This is a genomic window from Cupriavidus alkaliphilus (genome assembly GCF_014191175.1).
Taxonomy (GTDB): Bacteria; Pseudomonadota; Gammaproteobacteria; order Burkholderiales; family Burkholderiaceae; genus Cupriavidus; species Cupriavidus alkaliphilus.
This window is the reverse complement of record NZ_JACHWE010000001.1, coordinates 234,310-258,316: the sequence shown is the minus strand read 5'-3', so window position 1 is coordinate 258,316 and position 24,007 is coordinate 234,310. Positions and strand designations below refer to the sequence as shown.

Here is a 24,007-nt window from a genome sequence, read left to right as displayed (position 1 = left end):
GGTGTCTACTCGTGAAAGTGGCAATGGTCCCAGCGAGCGCAATACTTTTTGCTGCACAGATTCGATTGCGGATTCGGCGGGAACAGACCGCTGCGGAACATGTCCGCCGCGTACTCGATGAGGCCGGGCGTGCCGTCTCCGCCAACCATCACGCGACGCGCGTCGAAGACGGGCGACACCGCGATAGCGGGCTTAGTCGTCGTGCTCAGTCCGACGACCTGCGCGCCAGTCGTGCGCACGCCCTTTGTGTGGTCGTACAGCAGTTGATAGGCGCCGAGCTGCGCGCTGCGCCCCTTCGTTTTAACGTAGCCCTGCGAGATGACAGCGCGGCCCGATTTCAAATCGGGGATAACGAGGCCGGCGGCAGTCTTCGACACGCGCGCGCGGTCCATCCTGCCGGTGAGGGTCACGACGATGCCGCCGCCGCAATCAATGTCCATCGGATCGAGCGCCGTCTCAACGTCGGTGTAATGCATGCTCGGCGCGACCTGCGCGCAATACATCGCGTGCAGCGACAGGCCGATGCGCTCGGCATCCCGCACGCTCAAGTCATCGGCGTTGTAATCGACGTCGAACTCGGGGTGGTTGAGCGTGTCGACCAGCACTGCGGCGGACTCGGACGGCTTGATGCTTTCCCCCTGGACGAGCGCTGAGTCATTGACGGCGGTACTGGCGTGCAATGCGGTACCCAGCAGCGCGCGAACGCCGGCGGCTTTGCCATTACCGAGTATGTGCGTCCACTCCCATGCATAGGCGCAGTCGAACAGCGCCCCCCACGACGACGCGCGAACTTTGAAGACGGTCGGCGCGGTCATGCTGTCACCTCGTCGGGAACGTCGTCATGGACCGGCAGGCCGGTGATCGGCTTGAGCCACGCGTCCGGGCAATGAGCGTCCGTGTCCACGATGGCCGTGCCACTGAACCAGCCCGGGAAGACCTGCGGAGCTTGGAAGCGGACCATCCACACGAAGCCGTGAGGGCTGTCGGGCCACGTTGGGTGCAGGACTTTGACAATCTGCCCGATGAGTTCCGGCACTGCGTCTGCGCGGATGACGATGGCGAGGTCGTTCGGCTTGCAGTTCATACGAGCCTCACGTACGCGTACGAGCGTTGCAGGCGCTGCGGCAGCGTTGCGATGGGCACGCGGGGCGCTGCGGCCTTCGCTTGCTCGAACCACTTGCGGCGCTGTGCGCGTGACAGGCCGCGCAAAAATGCGCGATGGCGCAATAGCTTGAGCATTGTCTCCGCCCTCCTATCAATGACCCCAGCACTATCAGCCGTCGCCTTGTCGGTTTAGTTGGCGAGGGCTATAAATTCTTTCGTGCGAGTCACTATAGGAGACGAAGAATTAAAAAAAAATACACTGGTTTACACGCTTCGTAGGACAAAACCCGACAAGGGAGGCAAACAGATGGACGCCAAGCGCATCATTAAATTGGCTGGTGGCAGCAAAGAATTCCAGAGGCTTACCGGTCTCTCGTTCCCGCAGATTTCACACTACCGTACACGCGATTACATTCCTTCACACCAGATTCGGCTTTTAATCGCTTTAATGCCCGAATTGGATTGGCCCGAATTGCTTGGCGAAAATACGCTTGTTTACACTGGTTTACTCAATGACAGGCGTATCAAGAGCGTGCGCACCGCTCGCCTGCGTTCGCGTAAACCACTAGAAAAAGTTCGTTCCACCGAAGGCGCCTGACGCGTCAACCCGCGTCGGTCGCGCCACTTCGCTTTGCATGAGTGGCGCAAGGGCAACCCTCCCAGCTCTACAACCGCCGCGACCTCCCCCGACCAGCGTGACGAGACAGCACGCGAAAGCTATGGAGTGCAGGCAATGCCACGCGCCCGCAACATCAAGCCCGGCGTTATGCAGAACGAGGACCTCGCGGACCTTCACCCTCTGACACGCCTTCTTTTCATTCATCTCTGGATGCTGGCTGACCGCGATGGCCGGCTCGAAGATCGCCCGAAGCGGATCAAGGCAGAAGCCTTGCCATACGATGACGCCGATGTGGATGCAATGCTGTACGACCTTGGCGACAAGGGCTTTCTACTAAGGTACGAAAACGACGGCGAGCGGTACATCCAGATTCTCAACTTCAGGAAGCACCAGCGCCCGCACAGCAACGAAGCGAAATCCATAATTCCCGCGTTTGACATTAAAAACAGTGTCGTAAGCGAGCGCCCGGCGAACCAAGGTAAGCAGGACTTGCCACCATGCAGCGACGTGGTTCGCTCTGATTCTCTGATTGATTTATATAAAACCAAAGAACCTAAACCCATTCCGACCACCCCTGCCGAAAAGCCGGCAGGGGTAGCCGGCGCGGCAAAGCCCCGCGTTCGCAAAGCGACGCCAGCAGGCCGCACAGCCGCGACGTGGGATGCGTACGCGCACGCCTTCCACGACCGCTACGGCACAGACCCTGTGCGCAATGCGACGGTCAACGGGCAGCTCGCGAACTTCGTCGCGCGCATCGGCGGCGAGGAAGCGCCGCACGTCGCGCGGTACTACGTCGGCCATAACGCCACGCTCTACGTCCGCGCCGGCCACCCGACCGGCTTGCTCGTCCGCGATGCCGAAAAGCTGCGCATGGAGTGGGCCACGCATCGCCAGGTGCCGGAGGCACCGCCGCCGAAGTTCGATCCGACCGAGTACGTCAACCGCAATCGGAGGCAGGCCCCATGAACGCGCCGACCATCGCCCCCTTGAGCGCGTGGCTGTCGGTGCATCCCGCGCTTGGCATCTCGTTGATGGACCACCTCTACAACCGGCTTGATGGCGCCTATCCGGGCCGCTGGCGCCAGCAGTTCCCGAACGAGCAAGCGATTGCGAATTGGCGCGAGTCATGGGCCGAGACGTTCGACGCCGAAGGCCTGACGCCTGCGGAGGTCAAAGCCGGTCTGGCTGCATGCCGCACGCTGTACGCGTGGCCGCCGTCGCTCGCCGAGTTCGTCAAGGCTTGCCGCCCTGCGATCAACGTCGACGCCGCGCTTTGCGAAGCGGTCGAACAGCTTCGCCAGCGCAACGAAGGCCGCGACCAGTGGACGAACCCCGCGTTCTACTGGGCCGCGCTGCGCGTCGGCACGTTCGACATGCTCAACCTGCCGCATGTGCAGCTGGCCAAGCGCTTTGCCGCGGCGCTGGCGGAAGTGATGCGCGGCGAGGTCAAGCCGGTGCCGCCGCGTGCCGAAGCGCTGCCGGCGCCGGGCAAGTCGACGGCGTCGCCTGAACGGGTGGCCGAGCACCTGGAACAGCTCCGCGCGCTGCGCACTGTGCCTGCCGGTCGGCAGTGGGCCGTTCGCCTGCTTGAGCGGTACGAGCACGGCGAGAAGATTTCGCCGGCCTGCGTCGACATGGCGCGCCGCGCCTTGAAGCGGGAGGCCGACCCATGCGCGTAACGCTGACCATCCCCGGCGTACCGGTGCCGAAAGGCCGGCCCCGCTTCCGCAATCAGCGCACGAAGAGCGGCGCCGAGTTCGTGCAGACGTACACGCCGGCCAAGACGCGCAGCTACGCCGCCACGGTGCGCGCGCTCGCAAAGCTCGCTATGGGCCGGCAACCGCCGCTCAGCGGGCCGCTACACCTGAACCTCGTTGCGTTCCTGCCGATTCCGTCGTCGTGGCCGAAGCATCGGCAAGCGGCGGCGCGCGCCGGTCTGCTGCTGCCGACGAGCAAGCCAGACCTCGACAACATCGAGAAGACCGTCACCGACGCATGCAACGGCGTGGTGTACGGCGACGACGCGCTGATTTGTGACGTGGTGAAGGCGAAGCGCTACGCAGTCGAGCCGCGCGTCGTGGTCGAGGTCATGACGATTGACCCAAGAATCGACAGCTAGGCCTCTGGCGAGCGCTAGGAGCCACGAAAGCGGGCCTGCCTATACCAACCTAGCGACCCCTATTTTTTACGTACTTCTGCACGCTGAAATTTTGGAGGTATCGCAAATGACCGCGATTTTTATGTCCGTCCCACAGGCTGTGCATTTTGCCTACTTAATGCGCGCATACCCGCCCTGTCCCGAAAGCATCATGGCGAAGATCATGCGGCAGAACGTCAAAGAGTCCGAAGTCTGGCACGGTAACAGGCCAAAAACAGTATCGTTCGACGGCTTGCACGCGCTCGAAGTGCATCAGCAGTGCACCAACATTCGCGACATGGTTTGCCGTCTGCTGCCGATGGCAGAGTCAGCCTGCTTGCGTGCCCGGCACGGCCTGACCGAGTACCACGACCACGCCACCGGCGAGCGTCGCTATCACTTCGACCGCGACCGCACAGAAGCAATCAAGGCGCTGTCGGACTGGCTCAGTCCAGGCCACGACGACATACCGCAACCGATGATGGACTTGCTCGTCGCGCGCCACTTTTGCGACAAGCACCAGACGCCTATCACGATTCGCGATGTGGCGGAGCTGTTCGGCAAGTCGCGCAGCACGACGCACCGCCGCGCTGACGTGATTGCCGACCGGCTCAATAAACTGGAAATGCGGGCGCTCGACTTGCTCACGCCGGCCTTTACAGCAATCTGCGAACACGGTCATGCAATAGCCTCGCACTAGCGCTGTCGGTTTAAAGCGATGTGTACCGATGTGCGATAGCTAATGAAACACGGTCTATAGACATCGGCACGCATCGCATAGCGCTGTACCTACGTGTATGTGCCCCTTGCGGTTGTGGGACAAGGCCACTACGATGCAGCCATCGTGGAATGAGTCCCCCCTCCCCGAATAACGCGTCGACAGGCGCGTTTTTTTTCGTCCGTGCAATGGAGGTGTCGCCATGCTTGCCCTGATTCTGATGGTCGCTGCCTTCGTGCTGTTCGTGCTGGCAGCAGTCGGCGTGCCGTCGTCGCCGCGATTCAATCTGATGGCTGGCGGCCTTGCCTGCGTTGCTGCGTACTTCCTCGTTACGTTGATCGTGCGCTAGCGCTATGCCGGCGAAGCCGAAACGCCCATGTCGGCATCCCGGCTGCGGCGCGCTCGTCAGTAACAAGGAAGGTCTCTGCCCGCTTCACCTGGCACAGATGCGGCAGCAGGTCAGCGCACGTCGGGGCAAGACTGCCGAGCGCGGCTATACCGGCGCGTGGCGCAAAGCTCGTGCGGCCTATCTGCGAGCGCACCCGCTCTGCGAGTGCGACGAGTGCAAAGCGCTGGGCCGGGTTCTGCCGTCGACAGTGGTCGACCACATCAAGCCACACCGGGGCGATATGTCCCTGTTCTGGGACCGCACGAACTGGCAGGCGATGAGCAAGCCCTGTCACGACAGGAAGACCGCGCGCTTCGACGGCGGCTTCGGTCGACCCCGCCGCGAGCTGTAGCAGCGACCCCGCAGCAGCACGAACACCCCATGTGCGTCAACAGGCATAGCACCGCGCTATGTGCGCTGGCGCACGTCGCATACGGCACATCGTTGCAGTGCAGCGTGCCGTTCAGGGCACATTCTGGCGGCGAGGTGCCGCACCCGGCACGGCAGCCCGGGGGGGTGACGATCTCTGCATGTTGCAGGGCGGTGATCGCGCGTGAGCGTCGATTTTCGTGGACGCGAAATCACCGGCGGGGGGCGGCTTAGCCACTTTCGGCGGTTTGGCACCTTTGCACCGTTCATCACATGCGCTATCTGAGCGTTTGCAGCGGCATTGAGGCCGCGTCCGTGGCGTGGTCCGCGCTGCAATGGCGCCCGGTCGCGTTCAGTGAGATAGACCCGTTCGCATGCGCTGTGCTCGCGCACCGTTACGCCGGGGTTCCGAATCGCGGCGACATGACCCGTTACGAGGAATGGCCCGATGCAGCTCCCGATGTTCTCGTCGGCGGCACTCCATGCCAGTCATTCAGCGTCGCCGGCAAGCGCGGCGGCATGGACGATGCGCGTGGCGACTTGGCGCGGGTCTTCGTTGCGCTTGCTGGTCGATATCGCCCCGGCTGGCTCGTTTGGGAAAACGTGCCCGGTGTCCTGTCGAGTAACGAAGGGCGGGATTTTGGCGCCTTCCTCGGGGGCTTGGCAGAACTCGGGTATGGGTTCGCCTACCGAGTTCTTGACGCTCAATACTTCGGAGTTCCACAGCAGCGCCGCCGCGTCTTCGTTGTCGGCTGTCTTGGAAGCTGGCAGCGTGCCGCAGCGGTACTTTTTGAGCGCGAAAGCCTGCGCGGGGATTCTGCGCCGCTCGGCTTCACGCGGGATGACCCTCCCGCCGGTGCTGCGGTCCGCGCTCACGCGCATTTGTGCCTGACGAACGCCGAAGGCACCGAAGGCCTGCCGTACCTGACGCGTAGCAACCTCGGCAAGTACCTGAACAATCAGACGCCGCTTATCGCGTTCGACAGCCGCCAAGACCCGGTAAGCGGGCCGGTGTTCGGCTCGCTCAGCTCGTCATTGCCGCAAGCGCAAGCGGTCTGCGTTCCAGGTGGCGGCGCCTACGTCCGGCGCATCACGCCACGCGAGTGCGAACGCCTGATGGGTCTTCCCGACGATTACACGCTGGTTCCGTATCGCGGCAAGCCGGCCGCCGATGGCCCGCGCTATGCCGCCATCGGCAACAGCATGGCCGTACCTGTTTTGCAGTGGATCGGCGAGCGCATCGCCAAAGTCATAGGAGCTTGAGAGCCATGAGCTATTCATTCAATGTCCGGGCCGCGAATAAGGACGAAGCGAAAACCGCTGTCGAAGTCGAGTTCGAGAAGGTAGTCGCCGGCCAGCCCGTCCATGCCCGCGACCGCGCCGCCGTGCTCGCCAATGCGTACGCCGCTATTGACCTGCTCGGCGACGACGACTCGAAAGACATTGGGGTTACCTGCGCCGGTTACGTGAGCTGGCAGAGTGCCGAGCCGCCCGAGTCGGTGCCACTGACGAGCGCGTCGATTAGCGCCAGCGCTGGCTATGTCAGCCGCGAAGCGAACTAAGGCGCGACCTGTGAGCATGCCCGAAGCACTGGCGGTCGAGTACCTGCCAATCGAGCAGCTTATTCCGTACGCCCGCAACGCGCGTACGCACAGCGAGGCTCAGATTGCGCAGCTCGCCGGCAGCCTGCGGGAGTTCGGCTGGACTAACCCTGTGCTGGTCGACGGCGAATGCAACATCATCGCCGGGCATGGCCGCGTGCTCGCTGCCCGGCAGCTCGGGCAGACGCTTATACCGGTCATCTCGCTTGCGCATCTCACCGAAGCGCAGCGCCGCGCCTACGTGCTCGCTGACAACAAGCTCGCCGAGCAAGCCGGCTGGGACAAAGACCTGCTAAGCCTTGAGCTGGCAGACCTTAGTACGCAGGGCTTCGACCTGACCGTTATCGGCTTCAAGCCCGAAGAGATAGAGGAAGCGCTCGTCGGTCGCAACTTCGGGCCGGGCAGCGAAGACGAACAGGGCAAGCTAGATGCCAAAAAGCAATGCACCTGCCCCAACTGCGGCCACGAGTTCACCCCTTGAGCTGCGCCTTGACTGGTGCACCCATGAGGCGGCGAAGTACGCCGTAGAAACGTGGCATTACAGCCACCGCATGCCGATGCCGCCGCTCGTCAAGGTCGGCGTATGGGAGCGCGGCAAGTTTATCGGCTGCGTGCTCTTCGCTCGGGGCGCTTCGCCGCACCTTGGTAGGCCGTACGGGCTGACGCCGTTCGAAGTGTGCGAGCTGGTCCGAATCGCGCTCACGAAGCACGAAACGCCGGTAAGCCGCATCGTCGCCATTGCGATCAAGTTCCTACGAAAGAACAGCCCGAATCTGCGGCTTATCGTGTCGTTTGCCGATACACGGCAGGGGCACCACGGCGGCATCTATCAGGCCGGCAACTGGATTTACGCGGGGCGCTCGGCAGTTTGCCGCGAGTTCTACCACGAAGGCCGGTGGAAACATAACCGCGAAGTGAGCGGCGGCGCGTTCGGCGGCTCGCGCCGCGTCGCGGACCCTTCGAAGCTGCCGCAGCGCAAGTCAGAAGGGAAATACCGCTATCTGCTGCCGCTCGACAAAGAGATGCGGCTCCGCCTGGAACACCTAGCGCTGCCGTACCCGAAGCGCAGCGAACCGATTACGCGTGACAAGCAAGCGATGGCCGGGTCCACCGGTACAGCGGAGGGGTAGCGCCTACCGTCACGCTCCACAACAGAGGCAAATCATGAGAGGACGCAAACCGACACCGACCGCGCTCAAGCTCGTTCGGGGCAATCCCGGCAAGCGCCCTTTGCCGGAGAACGAACCGCAGCCGGAGGCCGGCGCGGCGATGCCTGAATGGCTATCGCCAGACGCGGCGCAACACTGGCCCATGATTGCCCGGCAGCTCGATGACGCGGGCGTGCTGACCGAGATGGACGCGCAAGCGCTCGCGCTGTACTGCGAGGCGTTCGCGCGCTGGAAGCACGCAAACGAGCAAGTCGTCAGATACGGCGCCGTGGTCAAGGCGCCGAGCGGCTACCCGGTGCAATCGCCGTTTCTCGCCATCGCCAACAAGGCGTTCGAGCAAATGACGAAGTTACTCGTTGAATTCGGGATGACGCCGTCGAGTAGGTCGCGCGTAACCGGAGCTGCGAAGAAACCGGACAAAAACCCGTTCGCAGACCTCGTCAAAAACAAGCGCTAAGGGGTCGTCATGTCGCCGGTGCTGGTGTTCGTCATGTGGGGTTGGCTAATGCTGCTAGCGGCGTTCTGTGCCCCGCGCATGGGCCGAAAAAAAGCCCGCCGGGCGGCGGGCGATTTCGACTCTGGCCGGGCTTAGCGCACGCGGCCTGCGCGATCTTCGCCGGCGTGGCTGACAGCTTCGGCTACAGCGCTCATGCCGGCGCTGAGCTTTGCGTACACCGGCACGGCGATGCCTAGCACCAGCACGGCGACGACGAGCACAGCGATAACAGGAAACACTAGGTCACGGTCTTTCATGGCTTCACCCCCGTTTTAAGCAGGAACAGTTCCCAAAAGGCGAGGTGCATGGCGCGTTCGCCGCCCTCCCACTTTTGCCAGCTACGCAAATTGACGTGGAGCAGCGCGCCGGCTTGGGTCTGAGTCAACCCGGCACGCTCGCGAGCGGCTCGGATTTTCTCGGGGGTCGGTTGCTGTAGCTTTTTCATCACTCTGCGTCGTATACGCCCAATGGGCGTACAGGAAGTATACGCCCAATGGGCGTATTTTCAACGGCCATGCGAATCAAATATCCACACGTAGACAAGGCGAACAAGTACGCGCGCGACGTTGTCGCGGGCAAGATTCCCGCCGGCAAATACGTGCGGCTCGCGTGCGCCCGTCACCTGGGCGACTTAGAAAAGGCGTGCAGCTCCTCGCGCTATCCGTACATGTTCGACGCTGCCGCCGGCGAGCGCATTTGCGAGTTCGCCGAGCAACTGCCGCACACGAAAGGCAAATGGGCCGCCCAGCGCCAGAAGATCGCGTTGCAGGGCTGGCAGTGCTTCGTTCTGGCGGTGCCGTTCGGCTGGGTACGCAAAAAAGACGGTCTGCGGCGCTTCCGCGAGATATACGACGAGATACCCCGTAAGAACGGGAAGTCAGTCATAGGCGCGGTGATTGGCCTGTACATGCTGACCTGTGACAACGAGTTCGGCGCGGAGGTGTACAGCGGCGCGACGACCGAGAAACAGGCATGGGAAGTTTTCAAGCCGGCGCGGCTCATGATCGAGCGCACGCCCGAGCTTAGGGAAGCTGCGCAGCTCGACCTGTGGGCCAAGGCCATCGTTTGCGATGCGGACGGCTCGAAGTTCGAGCCGCTGATTGGCAAGCCCGGTGATGGCGCTTCGCCGTCGTGCGCAATCATTGACGAGTTCCACGAGCACGACACGCCCGACCTTATCGACACGATGCAGACCGGCATGGGTGCGCGCGAACAGCCGCTAACGGTCATCATCACGACGAGCGGCTACAACATCGGCGGCCCCTGCTACGACAAGCACCTAGAGCTTAAGCGGGTGCTCGACGGCGTCATTGAGAACGACGAGCTATTCGGCATCATCTTTTCGATTGACGAAGGCGACGACTGGGCCGACCCGAAGGTCTTGCGCAAGGCGAATCCGAACTTCGGCGTCTCCGTGTTCGAAGACTTTTTGCTCATGCAGCAGCGCCGCGCAATCATGAACCCGATTGAGGCGAACCGCTTCAAGACGAAGCACCTCAACGTCTGGTGTTCGGCGCGCTCAGCGTGGATGAACATGCAGCAGTGGCAGCTATGCGCCGACCCTCTGCTAACGATTGACGAGTTCGCCGGCGATGACTGCTGGTTCATTCTCGACCTTGCGAGCAAAAACGACATTTGCGCGTTTGTGCAGCTCTTCCGCCGCAAGCTCAACGGCCTAGATCATTACTACGCATTCGGGCGCTACTACCTGCCCGAAGACACCATCGAAGAGAACAAGCTCAATCAGGCGATGTACCTCAAGTGGGTTGCACAAGGGTACTTAACAGCGACTGATGGCGCCGAAATTGACTTCGACATGATCCGCGAAGACGTGCGGGTCATGTCGAAGCAATTCGCGGTGAAAGAGGTTGTCTATGACCCGTGGCGCGCGACGCAGCTCGCGCACCAGCTCGCGAAAGACGGTGCGACCGTTGTCGAGTACAGGCAGACGGTACAGAACATGTCGCCTGGCATGAAAGAGATCGGCGCCGCCGTGAAGGCCGGTCGCTTTCATCACGACGGCAATCCGGTGCTCAACTGGATGATGAGCAACGTCGTAGCAAAAGAGGACGCGAAGGAAAACATCTATCCGCGCAAAGAGAAGCCGGAAAACAAGATTGACGGTCCTGTCGCTCTCATCATGGGCGCCGGTCGCGCCATCGTCGGTACCGAGCTTTACCCGGTCATGCCGGACAACTACTCGATGAGCTTTCTATGACTGCCATTACCTATAACCTCGCGCTGGCTATCGGCCTCGCGCTGGTCGGTGCAGGCGTCGCGCTCGTCAGTGTGCCCGCCGCACTGACAACAGTCGGGGCGCTCGTCATTGCCTTGACCATCTTCGGCGCTGCAATGGCGCGTAGGAAATAGCTAAATGTTCCTCTCCATTCGTGCCGAGGCCAGCGAAAGCGGGGACCGCTCGCCGTGGGGCAATTTCTGGTTCGAGCCGGTTCCCTCACGCGTCGGCGGCCCCATTACCAGCGAGTCGGCGCTACAGCTCACGGCTGTTTATGCATGCGTGCGCGTGCTCGCTGAGGGCGTTTCGACTCTGCCTTTCATGCTGTATCGCGAGGGTGAAGACGGCGAGAAAGAACGCATGCGCGACCACTGGCTTTATCGCCTGTTCGCGCGCCGGCCCAACAAGTTTCAGAACCCGATGGAGTTCCGCGAGATGATGCAGGGGCATCTGGCCTTGCGGGGCAACGCGTACGCGCACATCGTCACCAGCCGTCGCGGCGACGTAACAGACCTCATTCCGATGCACCCCGACCGCACGAGCATTGAAATGCTGTCGGATACGAATTGGCGGTTCCGGTATCGCCAGCTCGACGGCACCGAACTTGTATTGACACGCGGCGAAGTCTTCCATCTGCGCGGCCTGAGCGGCGACGGTGTCTGCGGTTACAGCCCGATTCAGTGCGCGCGCAAAGCGCTGTCCGCCGGCATCGCGGCGCAAGACTACGGGATGCGGTTTTTCCTGAATGACGCGCGCCCGCCGGGCTGGATCGAGTACCCCGGCCAGTTCAAAGACGACGAGCAGCGGCGCCTGTTTCGCGAACGCTATCAGGATCAGCAAAGCGGGCTGAACCGGCACAAGGTCGCGATCTTTGATCTAGGCATGAAGTTCCATGAGGTCAAAGTCAGCAACGATGACGCGCAGTTCATAGAGACGCGGAAGTTCTCCATCAGCGAGATTGCGCGACTGTTCCGCGTGCCGCCGCACATGATCGGCGACCTTGAGCGCGCGACGTTCTCGAACATCGAGCAACAGGCGTTGGAGTACGTCACGAACACCCTGCGCCCTTGGCTGGTTCGCTGGGAGGAAGCGATTCGCTACACCTTTCTTGAAGAGGACACCGACCTCAATGTCGAGTTTCCCGTAACGGCGCTGCTTCGCGGCGACGCGCAAGCGCGTTCGACGTACTACCACAACGGGATTCTTGACGGCTGGATGACGCGCAATGAGGCGCGCGTGATGGAGTCGCTTAACCCGCTCGAAGGGCTGGACGAACCGCTTCGCCCGCTAAACATGGTCGAAGAGAGCGAAGCCGAAGACCTGCCAGACCAGACAGGCCGGCAGCCGAACGAGCCGCCAGCAACCGAGCCGCCCGACCAGGTGAAGCCAGACCCCGACGCGCGGCTCGTTGCACTGTCGACGGCGACCGCCGCGCGCGTGACGCGCAAGGAAATCACCTCATTGCAAAGGCTTGTCGGCGAGGGTTGGCAAGAGAAGGCCGCCGCTTTCTATGACAAGCATGCTGCGTTCGTCGCCGCCGCTTTGAACGTGCCGCGCGAGTGGGCCGACAACTATTGCGCGGCCCAACTCCGCTACATGGTCGATAACAACCCCGAGTTCTCGGAGCTGGAAGCGCTCACGGCTTCCCGCCTTGAACGCCTCGCCCTGTGGGGGAAAGTATGAAACGCGAGCTACTGATTTCGGAGTTCCTTGCAACGCCGTGGGCGCTGATGCCCGAGCGCTTGAGCGCGGCGGCGTCAGTGCTCGCGCGCTGGCATCTCGGCCAGCCGGCGAGCGCCGAAGTGATGGAATCTGTGCGCGCTGACGCCGCCGCTGTGGCGGCGCGGCGTGAGAGCGCGAACCGCGCCGGGAATGGCGCAATCGCCGTCTTGCCGATGTACGGCATCGTGACCCAGCGCGGGAACATGGCCGACGACTTGAGCGGCCCCGGCTCGATGAGCACAGAGCGCTTTGCACAAGCGTTCCGCTCCGCGCTCGCCGATGACACGGTCGGCGGCATCCTGATTGACGTGGATAGCCCCGGCGGCAGTGTGTACGGCGTGCAAGAGCTTGCCGACGAGATTTACCGCGCCCGCTCGCAAAAGCCCATCACCGCCATTGCGAACAGCCTCGCCGCGAGCGCCGCGTATTGGCTCGCATCGTCTGCCGGCGAGTTCTTCATTACTCCAGGTGGCGAGGCTGGCTCGGTCGGTGTCTTCGCCGCGCATGAGGACTACTCGAAAGCGCTCGATGCAATGGGCGTGAAGACGACGCTTGTGTCGGCAGGCAAGTACAAGACAGAAGGCAACCCATACGCGCCGCTTGACGACGCAGCGCGCACCGCGATGCAGGAGCGCGTCGACGGCTATTACGGCGCCTTTACGCGCGCTGTAGCGCGCAATCGCGGCGTGACGGTGCAAGTCGTGCGCGATGGCATGGGCCAAGGCCGCGTTCTGAGCGCGAACGCAGCGCGAGCCGAAAACATGGTCGACGGCGTCGCCACCTTTGACGAAGTCGTCAGGCGTATGGCGAAGGCCATCGGCAGCGGCAGCAAGACGCGCGCGACGGCGCTCGCACGCCGCGAAATCGACCTGTTAGGCATGTAACGAATTGCCCCCTATGGGGCGAAAACTCCCGGCCCTTTGGCCGAAACCAGCGCAGTACACAGAACCCGCCGAGTGCGGGTTTTTTCATTTCTGGAGCCAGCATCATGAATAAGAAACTCCGCGCCCTGCTGCAACGCAAGGCACAGGCTGTCGCCGAAGCTCGCAAGCTGGTTGACGCCGCAGCCGCCGAAGAGCGCGACCTCAACGAAGAGGAAGCGAAGCAATACGACGAGCTGCGCGCGCAAATCGACAGCCTCAGCGCGCAGATTTCCCGCGAGGAATCGCTTATCGAAGCCGAACGCAGCGTTGCCGTCATCCCGGCGGCTGATGACGCACGCGTGACCGTCGAAGAGAACATCGAGCAAGACCCGCGCCGGGGCTTTCAGAGCTTCGGCGAGTTCGCTAGTGTGGTGCGCGCCGCCTCGCGCGGCGGCAGCATTCCAGACCGCCGTCTGCTGATTGGCGCGGCGGCGCCGGGCACCTATGCGAACGAAGCGAGCGGCGCCGATGGCGGCTATCTCATCCCGCCCGAGTTCGCCAGCACCATCTTTACGCTGTCGCTCGAAGACGATGCCCTTCTGCCGCTGACCGACAATGTCAATGTTCGCGGCAACGGGATGACCTTCCCGAAGGACGAGTCGACGCCGTGGGGCACTGACGGCGTGCAAGCCTACTGGCAAGCCGAAGCGTCGGTCGCGACTGCGACGAAGCCGAAATTCGGTGTCGATAGCATGCGGCTGCATAAGCTCATGGCACTGGTTCCGGTTACTGACGAGCTGCTGGAAGACACCAGCGCGTTGCAGTCGTACCTGCCCGGCTTGATGGCGCGCTCGATCCGCTGGAAGACGAACGAATCGCTTCTGTTCGGCACCGGCGCTGGTCAGCCGCAAGGCGCGTTCTCGGGTTCTGCCGCTGTGGTCGTGGCGAAGGAATCCGGTCAGGCAGCGTCGACGGTGCAGCTCGCGAACATCACGAAGATGATCGCCCGCCTTCCCCCTGGTAGCTTCCCGAAATCGCTGTGGCTCATCACGCCCGACGCGCTGCCGGCGCTGTTCGGTCTGACGCTCGGCAACTACCCGATCTATCTGCCGGTGTCTGCCGGCGCTCAAGGCTCGCCGTACGGCACGCTCATGGGGCGCCCCATCGCTGTGAGCCAGCACGCCGCTGCGTTCAGCTCGCAGGGCGATATCGCGCTGGTAGATATGAGCTACTACCGGACTCTCACGAAGGCCGGCGGCATCCAGATGGCAACGTCGATGCATCTCTACTTCGACGCCGACGCAACCGCTTTCCGCGCAACGTTCCGCGTTGACGGTCAGCCGAAGATTTCGGCAGCGATTGCGCAGGCGAAGGGTAGCAATACGCTTTCGCCGTTCATCCAGCTCGGCGCCCGCTAATCCGATTCATTTGGGAGAAACCAGCCATGTTTACGAAACCTACCGAGACTCAAGCAGTCGTCGCGGCGATTGATCCTTCCTCGCAGGGCGCGGGCGCGGCCACTACCGCATGGGTCTCTGCCGATGACTTCCACGCGTATATGGCCGTCGTCGCCATTGGCGCTTTCGGTTCGGGCGCCACTGTCGACGCGAAAATCCAGCAAGCGAAGGACAGTTCGGGCACCGGCGCGAAGGACATTACCGGCAAGTCGGTCACGCAGCTTGTAGCTGCTGGCGGTAACAACCGCCAAGCGGTTATCAACTTCATGCCCGAAGACCTTGACGTTAACAACGGCTTCACTCATGTTCGCCTGTCGGTGACTGTGGGGACCGCGGCGTCGCTCACTGCTGGCGTGCTGCTGGGTGTCGGCGCGCGTCAGGGTCCGCCGAGCGCGGCAGCCAGCGTCGCGCAGATCGTCTAACGCAAGCGCCAGCAGAGAGAGCCGGGGCCAAAAGCCCCGGCTTTTTTGTATGCCCGAAATCCTTGTGCAAGCGCCGGCAGGCGAGCCGATCCATCTGTCGGATGCAAAGCTACACCTGCGGGTTACTGACGACGGCCAAGACGCGATTATCCGCAGCATGCTTGCCGGCGCTCGTCAGGCAGCAGAACAGAAGACGCGGCAGCAGCTCGTACACGCGCGCTATCAGTACATCATTGACCGCTTTCCCGTTCCAGGTGCGGCGCCGGCTTGTGGCGTCGTGTCTATCCCGCCGAGCGCAATCGTTCTGCCGCGCGCGCCTGTGGTCGACGTGGTCAAAGTCGAATACCTCGACATGGCCGGCGAGCTCCAAACGCTCGACGCGAGTGTCTACACAGTACAGAACGCCATGCTGCCGGGCATCATCACGCCGCGCTTTGGCGAAATCTGGCCCGTAGCGCGCCCGGAGAGCGGCGCAGTACGCGTGACCTATAACGCGGGCTATGCGTCGCCTGTGAGCGTCGTAGCGGCCTCGTCTGGCACGTTCAGGATTAGCGGCCCTGCCTCTTATCCGGTCGGCGCCGTCGTGCAGTTCTACAACTCTGGCGGCGCACTGCCTGCCGGGTTGCAAGCGCAAACGAACTACCTCATCGGGTCAGCGATGGCAGGCGTCTACACGCTGACCGACCTTGAAGGGGCGCCGGTCGTCTTCACCGACAACGGCAGCGGCGCGAACTTTGTCGGCGTCGTGCCCGAAGGTCTGCGTAACTGGATTTTGATTCGGCTCGGCTCGCTGTACGAGAACCGCGAGGAAGTCGCGTTTCTGACTCGCGGCGGCATCAAGGAATTGCCGTTCATTGATGGCCTGCTGGACCCCTACCGGATTTCACTGCCATGACGGCGCGCATACGGGCAGGCACGTTGAATCGCCTCATCACGATTCAGCAGCGCGGCACATCGCAAGATGGGTTCGGGCAACAGGTCACGACCTGGACTGACGTAAAAAAAGTCTATGCGTACGTCGAGCCGCTGGCCGGTAATGAGCGCATCGCGGCTATGTCGGTGTCGACGGAAGTGTCTCACCGCATCACTGTGCGTTACGACGCGATCTTCGCCGACCCGCGCGTCGTCGCTGCGTATCGCGTTGTCTACGGCGCTCGCACTTTCAATATTCAAGCGTCAATGAACCTTGACGAAGCCAATCGCACCATTGAGCTGTTGGCGGCGGAGGGCATGAACGATGGCTGACCAGTACGTTAAAGGTCTGCGAGAGCTGAACGACGCGCTAAACGCGCTGCCGCAGAACATCGCAAGGAACATCTTGCGCGGCGCTGTGAATGCAGGCGCGGCTGTCATTCGCAAAGAGGCAGCGTTGCGCGCCCCGGTGTATCAACCCGGAAAGTACGGGCCACCTGACGAGCGTGTCGACCCCGGACGGTTAAAGCGTGCCATCTATCAGACGCATGCGCCCGAGCGCTCTAGCTCCATCGTGCAAACGGTGCTGGTCGGTGTTCGCCAAGGCAAAGACCAGCGCGCAAAGCAGCGCGGTAAGCGCGTCATGAACCTTGACGCCTATTACGCGAAATGGGTCGAGTTCGGGCACTGGTACGTACCGCCGCGCACTACTGGCACACGCAAGGCGCATCGCGCGAAGTACGCAGCGCCGCCGGGCCGCTTTATCCCGGCGCAGCCGTTCATGCGGCCTGCTTTCGAAGCGAAGAAAAACGCAGCGATTCAGGCTATCGAGCAATACCTACGCGAGCGCATCCCGCGCGAGGCGCAAAAGCTGGGCATTACCTATGCCGTCGATACAGGAACAGCTAACCACGCTGCTTAGCGGCGTCGCGTCTGGCGGCATCTTTCCGATGACCGCCGCGCAGAATGCCGCGCCGCCGTACCTGGTCTATCAGCGCGTCGCCGAGACCGTCGAGAACACCCTCGCCGGCAATGGCACGCCGCCGATTGCAAATACCCGCTTCCAGATTGACGTGTGGGCGAACACCTATGCACAGGCTGTCGCCCTCGCTGGAAGCGTTCGCGCGCTCATGCATGCATGGGCCGTACAGAACGTGCTCAACCTCGAAAACGACGAATACGAGCCAGACGTAATGCTCTATCGCGTCGTGCTCGATTACTCAGTCTGGCACTACTAAGCATCACCCCGCCCCCCTTGGCCCGCCTAGTGCGGGCCGTTTTTTTTGGAGCAAAGCGAAATGCCAACCACCGCTATTTCCTCGCAAGGCTCGACGCTTCAAGTGTCGAGCGGCAACGGCGCTGCCAAGAACATTACCGGCATTGCGCTTGGCAATCCGACCATCATCACTTCTGCCGCGCACGGCTTCAATAACGGCGATGTGGTGACGCTGGCCGGCATCGGCGGCACGACCGCGCTCAACGGCTTGCAGCTCGTCGTTAAGAACAAGACGACGAACACTTTCGCCGTCGACGTTGATACGACCGGCGGCGCCGCATACACGAGCGGCGGCACGGCCACGCCTGTCGCATGGCTGGGTATCGGCAACTTCAAGACCATCAAAGGCTTCGACGGCAAGAATGCGAAGCTCGACGCGACGAACCTGTCGAGCACTGCGAAAGAGTTCCGCATCGGCCTCTTTGACCCCGGCTCTTTCGGCTTCGATGTGGACGTCGACGCGACCGACCCCGGCCAAGTGGCGTTGCAGGAGTACAAGGCCGCCGCCACGCTCGCCAATTACAAGCTCACCCTGCCGAACGGCAAGACGGCGACGTTCTCGGGCTTCGTTGAAACGTTCCCGTGGGATGGCGGCGTCGACAAGATCGTTTCGGCGAGCGTGAATATCATCATCACCGGTCCTGTGACCTACGCGTAAAGGGGTGCGTTCCATGCTGAGCAAAGAGCAAATCCTCGCCGCCGACGATATCAAAACCGAAACCGTCGACGTTCCCGAGTGGGGCGGCTCGGTCGTCATTCGGATGATGAGCGGGACAGCGCGCGACGCGTACGAGGCGAGTATGGTCGGCTTTAAGAACGGGCAGCGCGTCGCAGACCTCACCAACATGCGCGCGAAGCTCGTCGCGGCGACGCTGGTCGATGAGAGCGGCGAACCACTCTTCACCAGCGAAGCGGAGATTGCAGCGCTGGCCGCAAAGAGCGCCGCTGCCCTGGAACGCTTGTTCAAGGTCGCGCAGCGCATCAACGGCCTCGGCAATGACAGCGTAGAGGAAGCGCAAAAAAACTAGAGCGCCGCCCCGAGCGGCGTTTCTATTTTCGTCTCGCGCTCGCACTCGGCATGACCGTAAGGCAATTGCTCGCCGTAATCGACAGCGCCGAACTTGCCGAGTGGATGGCGTTCGACCGCATCGACCCGTTCGGCGAGGGCCGCGCCGATTTGCGCGCCGGCATCATCGCGTCTGCTGCTGCGAATCATGGTTCCGTGGCGCTGCCAGAGCCTTACCAGCCGTCGCACTTCATGCCGTTCCTACCGCGTGAACCCGACAAACCGGTCTTGCTTGACGACCCGCAAAAGCAATCCGCGCTGATTCTTACTGCCGTCTTCGGGCGAAAGGTCTAGCTATGTCCCTCGGTTCCCTCATCATTGAGCTGCAGGCGAACGTCGCGCGCCTTGATACCGACATGGGCGCGGCTGAGAGCGTCGTCGCCAACCGGGTCAAGCGCATTGAGTCACAGATTGCGCAAATCTCGCGCGCAGTCGAAGCTGGCGGCGCGGCGAACGCTTCGCAGTTTGCCGACCGCATGCGCAATGCCGAAGTGGCTTTCGGGCGTGTCGGCGTGTCGGCGGCGCAAGCAGCAAACGCTATGCGCATGGTGCCGGCGCAGATGACCGACATAGTCACGCAGCTTGCCGGCGGGCAGAACCCGCTGTTGGTGCTGACGCAGCAAGGCGGGCAACTGAAAGACATGTTCGGCGGCATCGGGCCGGCAATCAAAGCCGTGGGCGGTTACATTGCCGCGCTGCTGACGCCCGTCAATCTCGCAATCGGTGCGCTCGGCGGTCTCGCGTTCGCTATGTACAAAGGCCACCAAGAGGCCGAATCTTTCGGGAAAGCGCTCCTGCTCACCGGCAACTATGCCGGCATGACTGCGGACTCAATGAACGACATGTCAAAGCGTGTCGCCGAGTCCACGCAGACAACAGTCGGCGCGTCGCGTGAGGCAATACAGGCGCTGGTTTCGACCGGCGCCTTTACACGGCAGCAGATGAGCGCCGCCGCCGAAGGCATCATCGCCTATGCCCGCGTCAGCGGCGAGAAGGTCGAAGACGTAGCGAAGGACTACGCAAAGATGACGGATGGTGTCGCCAAGTGGGCGGCAGAGCATAACCGCAGCATGCACTACATGACTGCGGCGACGTACGACCGCATCAAGGCGCTTGAAGACGCCGGGCGCACTGAGCAGGCGCTGATGGTCAACCTTGAAGCGCTGCATAACCGCTTCGCCGACGTGTCGAAAGAAAAGCTCGGCGTGATCGAACGTATGTGGCTCGGGGTCAAGGCAGCGATTAGCGGCACCTGGGAGGCGATGAAAGCCATCGGTCGACCCGAGACAACAGGCGACCGAATCGAAGCGCTAGAGCGCCAGCGTGCGGCAGCACAGCGCCGCTTTGACACTGCCGGCACTAATGCAACCGTCTGGACGCGCGAGAACGAGCAAGAGCTAGCGAATCTGCGCGAAATGCAGCGGCTAGAGAACTCGCAAGCATCGCGGCAGGCGTCAATCGCGCGGCAGCAGTCGGCAGCGATTAGAGCCACGGACGATCTTGAAAAACTGCGCGTGCAGTATGACAAGTCGTACGCCAAGCAGAAGGAAATAACGAAGCTACAGCAGGATTTCACCGCGCTTGCGGTTGCTAATCCCAACTCGCCAATGCTCAAAGGCGTCAAGGTCACGGGCAGCGAGGAAACGGGCTTCAAGTTCTCTGGCGGCGCGTATGACAAAGCGGTCGCGAGCATCAATGACCGCTTCAAGGACACGAAGGCCGCCGGCATCAGCAAGGCGAGTCTGGACGCGCAGCTTCGCCCTATTGAAGACGCCATTAAGCGCGAAGACGATTTGCTCAAGCAGCGCGAGCGCATGCTAGCGAATCACTACCGCGCCGACATGATTTCTTCGGCGGACTACTACCAAGGCCAGCGCAATGCGATTGAAGAGCACATCGCCAAAGTGCGCGCGAACTATGAGCAAGAGATAGCGCTCACGCAGCAGTACGCGCAGCGTGCCGGCGACGCGAAGACGCGCATTGATGCCACCACCAAGGCGAAAGAGCTTGAGGACAAGATGAACCGCGCTATCGCGGAAAGCCTGTCAAAGCTCAACGAGCTGACGCCGCAACAGGCGCGCGACACCGAAGCCTATCGGATTGAAGTCGAGAAGCTGAATAGCGAACTCGCGAAGCTGCAAGGCCGTCTTGGCGAGAACGCCGCCGCCACGTTTGACCGCACCCATGCCAGGTTGTCGCAACAGGCGTTTCTACGCGGCGACGACAAGACCGCCGCCGATATCGACCGGGCTCGGCAGCTCACCATCGCGCAGGGCGAGCTAAACGAACAGAAGGCACTTGCGCAGCAGGTAATCGACCGCCTGAACATCGCGCAAGACGGCTACAACGTACGCGCGCAAACGGGCGCAATGAACGAGATGGAAGCGCTAGCGCGTACGAGCGTTGCACGCCAGAACGCAGCGCGCGAGCTAGGCGCCATCGCTGACAAGATGACCGAAATAGCGATGCAGTCGGGCGACCCGAAGATGCTGCAATTCGCGCAGCAGTTCGACATACAGGTTAAGCAGCTCGAAGCCAGCGCGGACGTGCTCTCTACCAAGCTCAGCGAAGCATTCTCGGGCGGCTTCGCGACGATGCTTACCGACATGGTGAATCACACGAAGTCGCTCAAGGACGCCGTGAACGACTTTGCTGGCAGCATCACGCGCACGCTTACGCAGCTTGCCGCGAACGCCTTTGCGAAACAGCTATTCCAGACGAAGGGCGCAGACGGCGCCGACTCATGGATAGGTACGGCTGTCTCGTTCATTTCGAAGATGTGGGGCGGCGGTATGGCTGATGGTGGCGACGTTCGGCCCGGCCACTTCTACGAGGTCGCGGAGAACGGTCCCGAGCTGCTGAACGTCGCGAACCGCACGTTTCTGATTGCAGGCCAGCAAGGCGGCACCGTCGTACCGATGCAGGCCGGCGGCGGCGGTGGCCGTCAGTCGATTTTTAACATGCATATCAACGTACCGCCGGGCACGACGCGGCAAAGCGCGCAGCAGCAGGCAGCAGCAATCATGCGTCACGCGACGATTGCGCAAGCGAGGAACACCTAAGCATGGCTTTCCTTGAATCCCCACGTTTCCCCGACAACATCGCGTTCGGCGCGACCGTTGGCCCGGCTTACATGACGGTCGTTACGCCGGTGCATTCGGGCCGGGAATCGCGCGCTATCGCATGGACGCAGCCACGCTGCCATTTCGAAGTGGGCCGCCGCCTGATGAGCGTCGCCGACACTGCCGCCATCGACGCATTTTTCCGCGTCGTGAAGGGTCGCGCGCACGGCTTCCGCATCAAGGACTGGACTGACTACAGCGTGACGACTGCAAACGGTGTCATCGCGTCAACGGTTACGCCGGGCGTCTTTCAGCTCAGCAAGGCGTACGTTAGCGGCGCTCTCAGTGAGCTACGCACCATCACAAAGCCTGTCGTCGGCACTGCGCAGCTCTTCCGCAATGCGGCGCCGGTGACTGCTGGCGGCGGCGCCGGCCAGTATTCGCTAGACACCACGACCGGCCTAGTGACGTTCGGCGCCGACGCGTCGCAGAACATCACCGGCTTTACACCTGGCGCAGTGACGGTGCTTAGCTTCGGTGCGGCTCTCACTGGCGCAGCCGTTGGCAAGTATGTCGGCGTGAGCGGCGTTAGCGGCACGCTCGGCACGACGCTAAACGGCAAGCTGTGGCAAATCACAGCGGTCGGCACGAATCAGATAACCATCGCGGCGAACACTACCGGCAACACTGGCAGCGGTGGCGCGGCGAAGCTCTATCCGCAAAGCTCGGACGTGCTGACGTGGGCAGGCCAGTTCGACGTGCCTGTTCGCTTCGATATTGACGAGATGAAAAAGCAAATCGTGGACCGTAGCGGCTCCAATGGCGAATTGCTTGTCGATTGGGGTTCAGTCCCGATTATCGAAATCCGGGTTTAGTCATGCGCTCGATATCTGCCCCGCTCGCCGCGCATCTTGCCGGCGACGTGCAGACCATTTGCACGCTATGGAAGGTCACGCGGCGGGATGGTCAAATATTCGGCTTTACCGATCTTGACCGCGATTTGACCTATGGCGGTCTGACGTACACGTCGACAGGCGGCTATACCCATTCGCAAGTCGAAACGAGTTCGGACCTTTCGACCGGCAATCTTGAACTCTCTTCGATCTTTGAGCTTAGCCCAGTCACGAAAGTCGACCTTGAGGCGGGCGTGTGGGATTACGCCACGGTCTCTATCTCGCTCGTCAATTACGCTGATTTGAGCATGGGTGAGGCCGTGCTGGCGTCGGGCGTCTTGGGGCAAGTGACCCTGCTTAACGGCCAGTATCGCGTTGAAATTCGGTCGCTCTCGCAACTGATGCAGCAGCCATCGGGCGAACTCTACGGCGCGAGCTGTCGCGCAACGCTCGGCGATGCACGCTGCAAAGTCGACCTCGGGCCGCTGACTGCTAGCGGCACTGTCGACACGGTCACGGACGCTTACACCTGGACCGACCCGAGCCTGACGCAGACCGGGCCGACTGTCGACTTTGCCGACACGACAGGCCGCACGATTCCCACGACGGCGCCGTACACGATCAAAGTCGTGCCGCCGACTGGCGGCGCATTCGTTGCGAACTTGAGCGTAAAGGACTCGGCAGGCTCGGCATGGACGCAAGTAGCAGGCTCGCCCGGCAGCAAGCAATACAGCGTGGCCGGCGACGGTACCTACACGTTCAATAGTGGCGACGCGACGAAACAGCTATTTCTCTCGTACAGCTATTCAATCGGTTACTTCGCATACGGCAAGGTGACATTCACCAGCGGCGACAACGCTGGCTATAGCGCAGAGGTAAAGGCGTTTGCGCCGGGCTTCGTTACTGTCGCCCTGCCGTTTCCGTTCCCGGTCGAGCCGGGCGATACCTACACCATCACTGCCGGTTGCGACCGCACTTTCGGCACATGCAAATACCGCTTTAACAACGTCGTCAACTTTCGCGGCGAGCCGTATGTACCGGGCCTTGACACGATCCTGCGCCCGCAAAGCAAATGATTACGCGTGACCAGTTCGTCGGCGAAGCCCGCACATGGCTACACACGCCGTGGCAGCATCAAGGCCGCTTTAAGGGTCTCGCGTGCGACTGCGTCGGCCTCGTCTTGGAAACAGCGCGCGCGCTCGGTTTGATCGACTTCGACTTTACGAACTATGAGCGCCGGCCCGATGGGGTCTCGTTGCGTGAGCATTGCAATCGGCTGATGCAGCCGATACCAGTCGCGGAGGCTGGCCCCGCTGATGTGCTGCTGTTCGCCTGGAATAACAGCCCGGTCCACCTCGCGATAGTGACCGGGCCAGAGACGATTATTCACGCGTTCGCGATCAATCGGCGCGTGATCGAGCACCGCATAGACGAGCGTTGGCGCGCGCAGATTGCCGCCGCTTATCACATCGCTGGGGTTGAATAATGGGTCAGGTC

General features: G+C 62.1%; 33 protein-coding genes. 29 read left to right on the top strand and 4 right to left on the bottom strand.

Going from position 1 to position 24,007, the window contains the following annotated elements; all coding sequences use genetic code 11:
- Positions 1 to 5 precede the first annotated feature (5 nt).
- Together FHX60_RS01285 and FHX60_RS01280 are read right to left on the bottom strand one after the other, a co-directional pair.
- Complete coding sequence (locus FHX60_RS01285; protein ID WP_183282338.1) at positions 6 to 815, bottom strand: PD-(D/E)XK nuclease family protein; 810 nt, start codon at positions 813 to 815, stop codon at positions 6 to 8.
- A complete protein-coding gene (locus FHX60_RS01280) occupies positions 812 to 1,084 on the bottom strand; it encodes a hypothetical protein (RefSeq protein WP_183282337.1) in 273 nt (90 codons plus the stop codon). The genes FHX60_RS01285 and FHX60_RS01280 overlap by 4 nt, the downstream gene beginning before the upstream one ends.
- A gap of 327 nt (positions 1,085 to 1,411) precedes the next feature.
- Here FHX60_RS01280 and FHX60_RS01275 point away from each other — a divergent pair, with 327 nt between their 5' ends.
- The 12 genes from FHX60_RS01275 (at position 1,412) to FHX60_RS01220 (ending at position 8,562) form a co-directional block, all read left to right on the top strand.
- Positions 1,412 to 1,702, top strand: a complete 291-nt coding sequence (locus tag FHX60_RS01275) for a hypothetical protein (protein WP_183282336.1) — start codon at positions 1,412 to 1,414, stop codon at positions 1,700 to 1,702.
- A 135-nt stretch (positions 1,703 to 1,837) separates the two neighbouring features.
- Positions 1,838 to 2,689 carry a hypothetical protein gene (locus FHX60_RS01270; RefSeq protein WP_183282335.1) on the top strand — a complete coding sequence of 284 codons (852 nt, stop codon included), beginning with the start codon at positions 1,838 to 1,840 and terminating at the stop codon, positions 2,687 to 2,689.
- Complete coding sequence (locus tag FHX60_RS01265) at positions 2,686 to 3,402, top strand: replication protein P (protein WP_183282334.1); 717 nt, start codon at positions 2,686 to 2,688, stop codon at positions 3,400 to 3,402. Before FHX60_RS01270 ends, FHX60_RS01265 begins: the two co-directional genes overlap by 4 nt.
- Positions 3,393 to 3,842, top strand: a complete 450-nt coding sequence (locus FHX60_RS01260; protein WP_183282333.1) for a RusA family crossover junction endodeoxyribonuclease — start codon at positions 3,393 to 3,395, stop codon at positions 3,840 to 3,842. The genes FHX60_RS01265 and FHX60_RS01260 overlap by 10 nt, the downstream gene beginning before the upstream one ends.
- A gap of 190 nt (positions 3,843 to 4,032) precedes the next feature.
- Positions 4,033 to 4,560 (top strand): hypothetical protein, encoded by a 528-nt coding sequence (locus FHX60_RS01255; RefSeq protein ID WP_183282332.1) that lies wholly within the window; start codon positions 4,033 to 4,035, stop codon positions 4,558 to 4,560.
- 220 nt (positions 4,561 to 4,780) lie between these two features.
- Complete coding sequence (locus FHX60_RS01250) at positions 4,781 to 4,927, top strand: hypothetical protein (protein ID WP_183282331.1); 147 nt, start codon at positions 4,781 to 4,783, stop codon at positions 4,925 to 4,927.
- Between the two features lie 4 nt (positions 4,928 to 4,931).
- Entirely contained in the window at positions 4,932 to 5,318 is a 387-nt protein-coding gene (locus tag FHX60_RS01245; protein ID WP_183282330.1) for an HNH endonuclease signature motif containing protein, read from the top strand.
- A 290-nt stretch (positions 5,319 to 5,608) separates the two neighbouring features.
- Positions 5,609 to 6,598, top strand: coding sequence for a DNA cytosine methyltransferase (locus tag FHX60_RS01240; protein ID WP_183282329.1), 990 nt, complete (start codon positions 5,609 to 5,611; stop codon positions 6,596 to 6,598).
- Positions 6,599 to 6,603: 5 nt separating this feature from the next.
- Positions 6,604 to 6,897, top strand: a complete 294-nt coding sequence (locus FHX60_RS01235) for a hypothetical protein (RefSeq protein WP_183282328.1) — start codon at positions 6,604 to 6,606, stop codon at positions 6,895 to 6,897.
- A 16-nt stretch (positions 6,898 to 6,913) separates the two neighbouring features.
- Positions 6,914 to 7,417 (top strand): ParB N-terminal domain-containing protein, encoded by a 504-nt coding sequence (locus FHX60_RS01230; protein ID WP_183282327.1) that lies wholly within the window; start codon positions 6,914 to 6,916, stop codon positions 7,415 to 7,417.
- Positions 7,365 to 8,066, top strand: coding sequence for a Mom family adenine methylcarbamoylation protein (locus tag FHX60_RS01225; protein WP_183282326.1), 702 nt, complete (start codon positions 7,365 to 7,367; stop codon positions 8,064 to 8,066). Before FHX60_RS01230 ends, FHX60_RS01225 begins: the two co-directional genes overlap by 53 nt.
- Before the next feature lie 34 nt (positions 8,067 to 8,100).
- Entirely contained in the window at positions 8,101 to 8,562 is a 462-nt protein-coding gene (locus FHX60_RS01220) for a phage terminase small subunit P27 family (RefSeq protein WP_183282325.1), read from the top strand.
- Positions 8,563 to 8,693: 131 nt separating this feature from the next.
- Here the strand turns inward: FHX60_RS01220 and FHX60_RS01215 are convergent, their stop codons facing one another.
- Together FHX60_RS01215 and FHX60_RS01210 are read right to left on the bottom strand one after the other, a co-directional pair.
- The gene (locus tag FHX60_RS01215; RefSeq protein ID WP_183282324.1) at positions 8,694 to 8,858 is read right to left on the bottom strand and encodes a hypothetical protein; all 165 of its coding nucleotides are present in this window, start codon (positions 8,856 to 8,858) and stop codon (positions 8,694 to 8,696) included.
- The gene (locus tag FHX60_RS01210; RefSeq protein ID WP_183282323.1) at positions 8,855 to 9,046 is read right to left on the bottom strand and encodes a helix-turn-helix domain-containing protein; all 192 of its coding nucleotides are present in this window, start codon (positions 9,044 to 9,046) and stop codon (positions 8,855 to 8,857) included. The genes FHX60_RS01215 and FHX60_RS01210 overlap by 4 nt, the downstream gene beginning before the upstream one ends.
- A 48-nt stretch (positions 9,047 to 9,094) precedes the next feature.
- On the opposite strand from FHX60_RS01210, the gene FHX60_RS01205 reads away from it, so the two are divergent.
- The 17 genes from FHX60_RS01205 to FHX60_RS01125 all read left to right on the top strand — a co-directional run bounded on the left by FHX60_RS01205 (position 9,095) and on the right by FHX60_RS01125 (position 23,996).
- Complete coding sequence (locus tag FHX60_RS01205; protein WP_260163285.1) at positions 9,095 to 10,819, top strand: terminase large subunit; 1,725 nt, start codon at positions 9,095 to 9,097, stop codon at positions 10,817 to 10,819.
- Positions 10,816 to 10,971, top strand: a complete 156-nt coding sequence (locus FHX60_RS01200) for a hypothetical protein (RefSeq protein ID WP_172583286.1) — start codon at positions 10,816 to 10,818, stop codon at positions 10,969 to 10,971. Before FHX60_RS01205 ends, FHX60_RS01200 begins: the two co-directional genes overlap by 4 nt.
- A 4-nt stretch (positions 10,972 to 10,975) precedes the next feature.
- Entirely contained in the window at positions 10,976 to 12,520 is a 1,545-nt protein-coding gene (locus tag FHX60_RS01195; RefSeq protein ID WP_183282322.1) for a phage portal protein, read from the top strand.
- On the top strand, positions 12,517 to 13,443 hold the full coding sequence (locus FHX60_RS01190) for a S49 family peptidase (RefSeq protein ID WP_183282321.1): 927 nt from the start codon (positions 12,517 to 12,519) through the stop codon (positions 13,441 to 13,443). Before FHX60_RS01195 ends, FHX60_RS01190 begins: the two co-directional genes overlap by 4 nt.
- A 104-nt stretch (positions 13,444 to 13,547) precedes the next feature.
- Entirely contained in the window at positions 13,548 to 14,840 is a 1,293-nt protein-coding gene (locus FHX60_RS01185) for a phage major capsid protein (protein ID WP_183282320.1), read from the top strand.
- A 26-nt stretch (positions 14,841 to 14,866) separates the two neighbouring features.
- Entirely contained in the window at positions 14,867 to 15,301 is a 435-nt protein-coding gene (locus FHX60_RS01180) for a hypothetical protein (protein ID WP_183282319.1), read from the top strand.
- 49 nt (positions 15,302 to 15,350) lie between these two features.
- Positions 15,351 to 16,196, top strand: coding sequence for a head-tail connector protein (locus FHX60_RS01175; protein WP_183282318.1), 846 nt, complete (start codon positions 15,351 to 15,353; stop codon positions 16,194 to 16,196).
- Positions 16,193 to 16,546 (top strand): phage head closure protein, encoded by a 354-nt coding sequence (locus FHX60_RS01170; RefSeq protein ID WP_183282317.1) that lies wholly within the window; start codon positions 16,193 to 16,195, stop codon positions 16,544 to 16,546. The genes FHX60_RS01175 and FHX60_RS01170 overlap by 4 nt, the downstream gene beginning before the upstream one ends.
- A complete protein-coding gene (locus tag FHX60_RS01165) occupies positions 16,539 to 17,135 on the top strand; it encodes an HK97-gp10 family putative phage morphogenesis protein (RefSeq protein ID WP_183282316.1) in 597 nt (198 codons plus the stop codon). The genes FHX60_RS01170 and FHX60_RS01165 overlap by 8 nt, the downstream gene beginning before the upstream one ends.
- Before the next feature lie 28 nt (positions 17,136 to 17,163).
- Positions 17,164 to 17,451: a DUF3168 domain-containing protein gene (locus tag FHX60_RS01160; RefSeq protein WP_249221237.1), complete on the top strand. Its 288-nt coding sequence runs from the start codon at positions 17,164 to 17,166 to the stop codon at positions 17,449 to 17,451.
- Between the two features lie 60 nt (positions 17,452 to 17,511).
- On the top strand, positions 17,512 to 18,147 hold the full coding sequence (locus FHX60_RS01155; protein WP_183282314.1) for a phage tail tube protein: 636 nt from the start codon (positions 17,512 to 17,514) through the stop codon (positions 18,145 to 18,147).
- 13 nt (positions 18,148 to 18,160) lie between these two features.
- Positions 18,161 to 18,517, top strand: coding sequence for a phage tail assembly chaperone (locus tag FHX60_RS01150; protein ID WP_183282313.1), 357 nt, complete (start codon positions 18,161 to 18,163; stop codon positions 18,515 to 18,517).
- Positions 18,518 to 18,567: 50 nt separating this feature from the next.
- On the top strand, positions 18,568 to 18,849 hold the full coding sequence (locus FHX60_RS27630) for a phage tail assembly protein T (protein WP_249221236.1): 282 nt from the start codon (positions 18,568 to 18,570) through the stop codon (positions 18,847 to 18,849).
- A gap of 2 nt (positions 18,850 to 18,851) precedes the next feature.
- A complete protein-coding gene (locus tag FHX60_RS01140) occupies positions 18,852 to 21,617 on the top strand; it encodes a phage tail length tape measure family protein (protein WP_183282312.1) in 2,766 nt (921 codons plus the stop codon).
- A gap of 2 nt (positions 21,618 to 21,619) precedes the next feature.
- Positions 21,620 to 22,492: a DUF2460 domain-containing protein gene (locus FHX60_RS27625; RefSeq protein ID WP_260163273.1), complete on the top strand. Its 873-nt coding sequence runs from the start codon at positions 21,620 to 21,622 to the stop codon at positions 22,490 to 22,492.
- A gap of 2 nt (positions 22,493 to 22,494) precedes the next feature.
- Positions 22,495 to 23,586 carry a phage/gene transfer agent baseplate hub protein gene (locus tag FHX60_RS01130; protein ID WP_183282311.1) on the top strand — a complete coding sequence of 364 codons (1,092 nt, stop codon included), beginning with the start codon at positions 22,495 to 22,497 and terminating at the stop codon, positions 23,584 to 23,586.
- The gene (locus FHX60_RS01125; RefSeq protein ID WP_183282310.1) at positions 23,583 to 23,996 is read left to right on the top strand and encodes a C40 family peptidase; all 414 of its coding nucleotides are present in this window, start codon (positions 23,583 to 23,585) and stop codon (positions 23,994 to 23,996) included. Before FHX60_RS01130 ends, FHX60_RS01125 begins: the two co-directional genes overlap by 4 nt.
- The last annotated feature ends 11 nt before the right edge of the window (positions 23,997 to 24,007 follow it).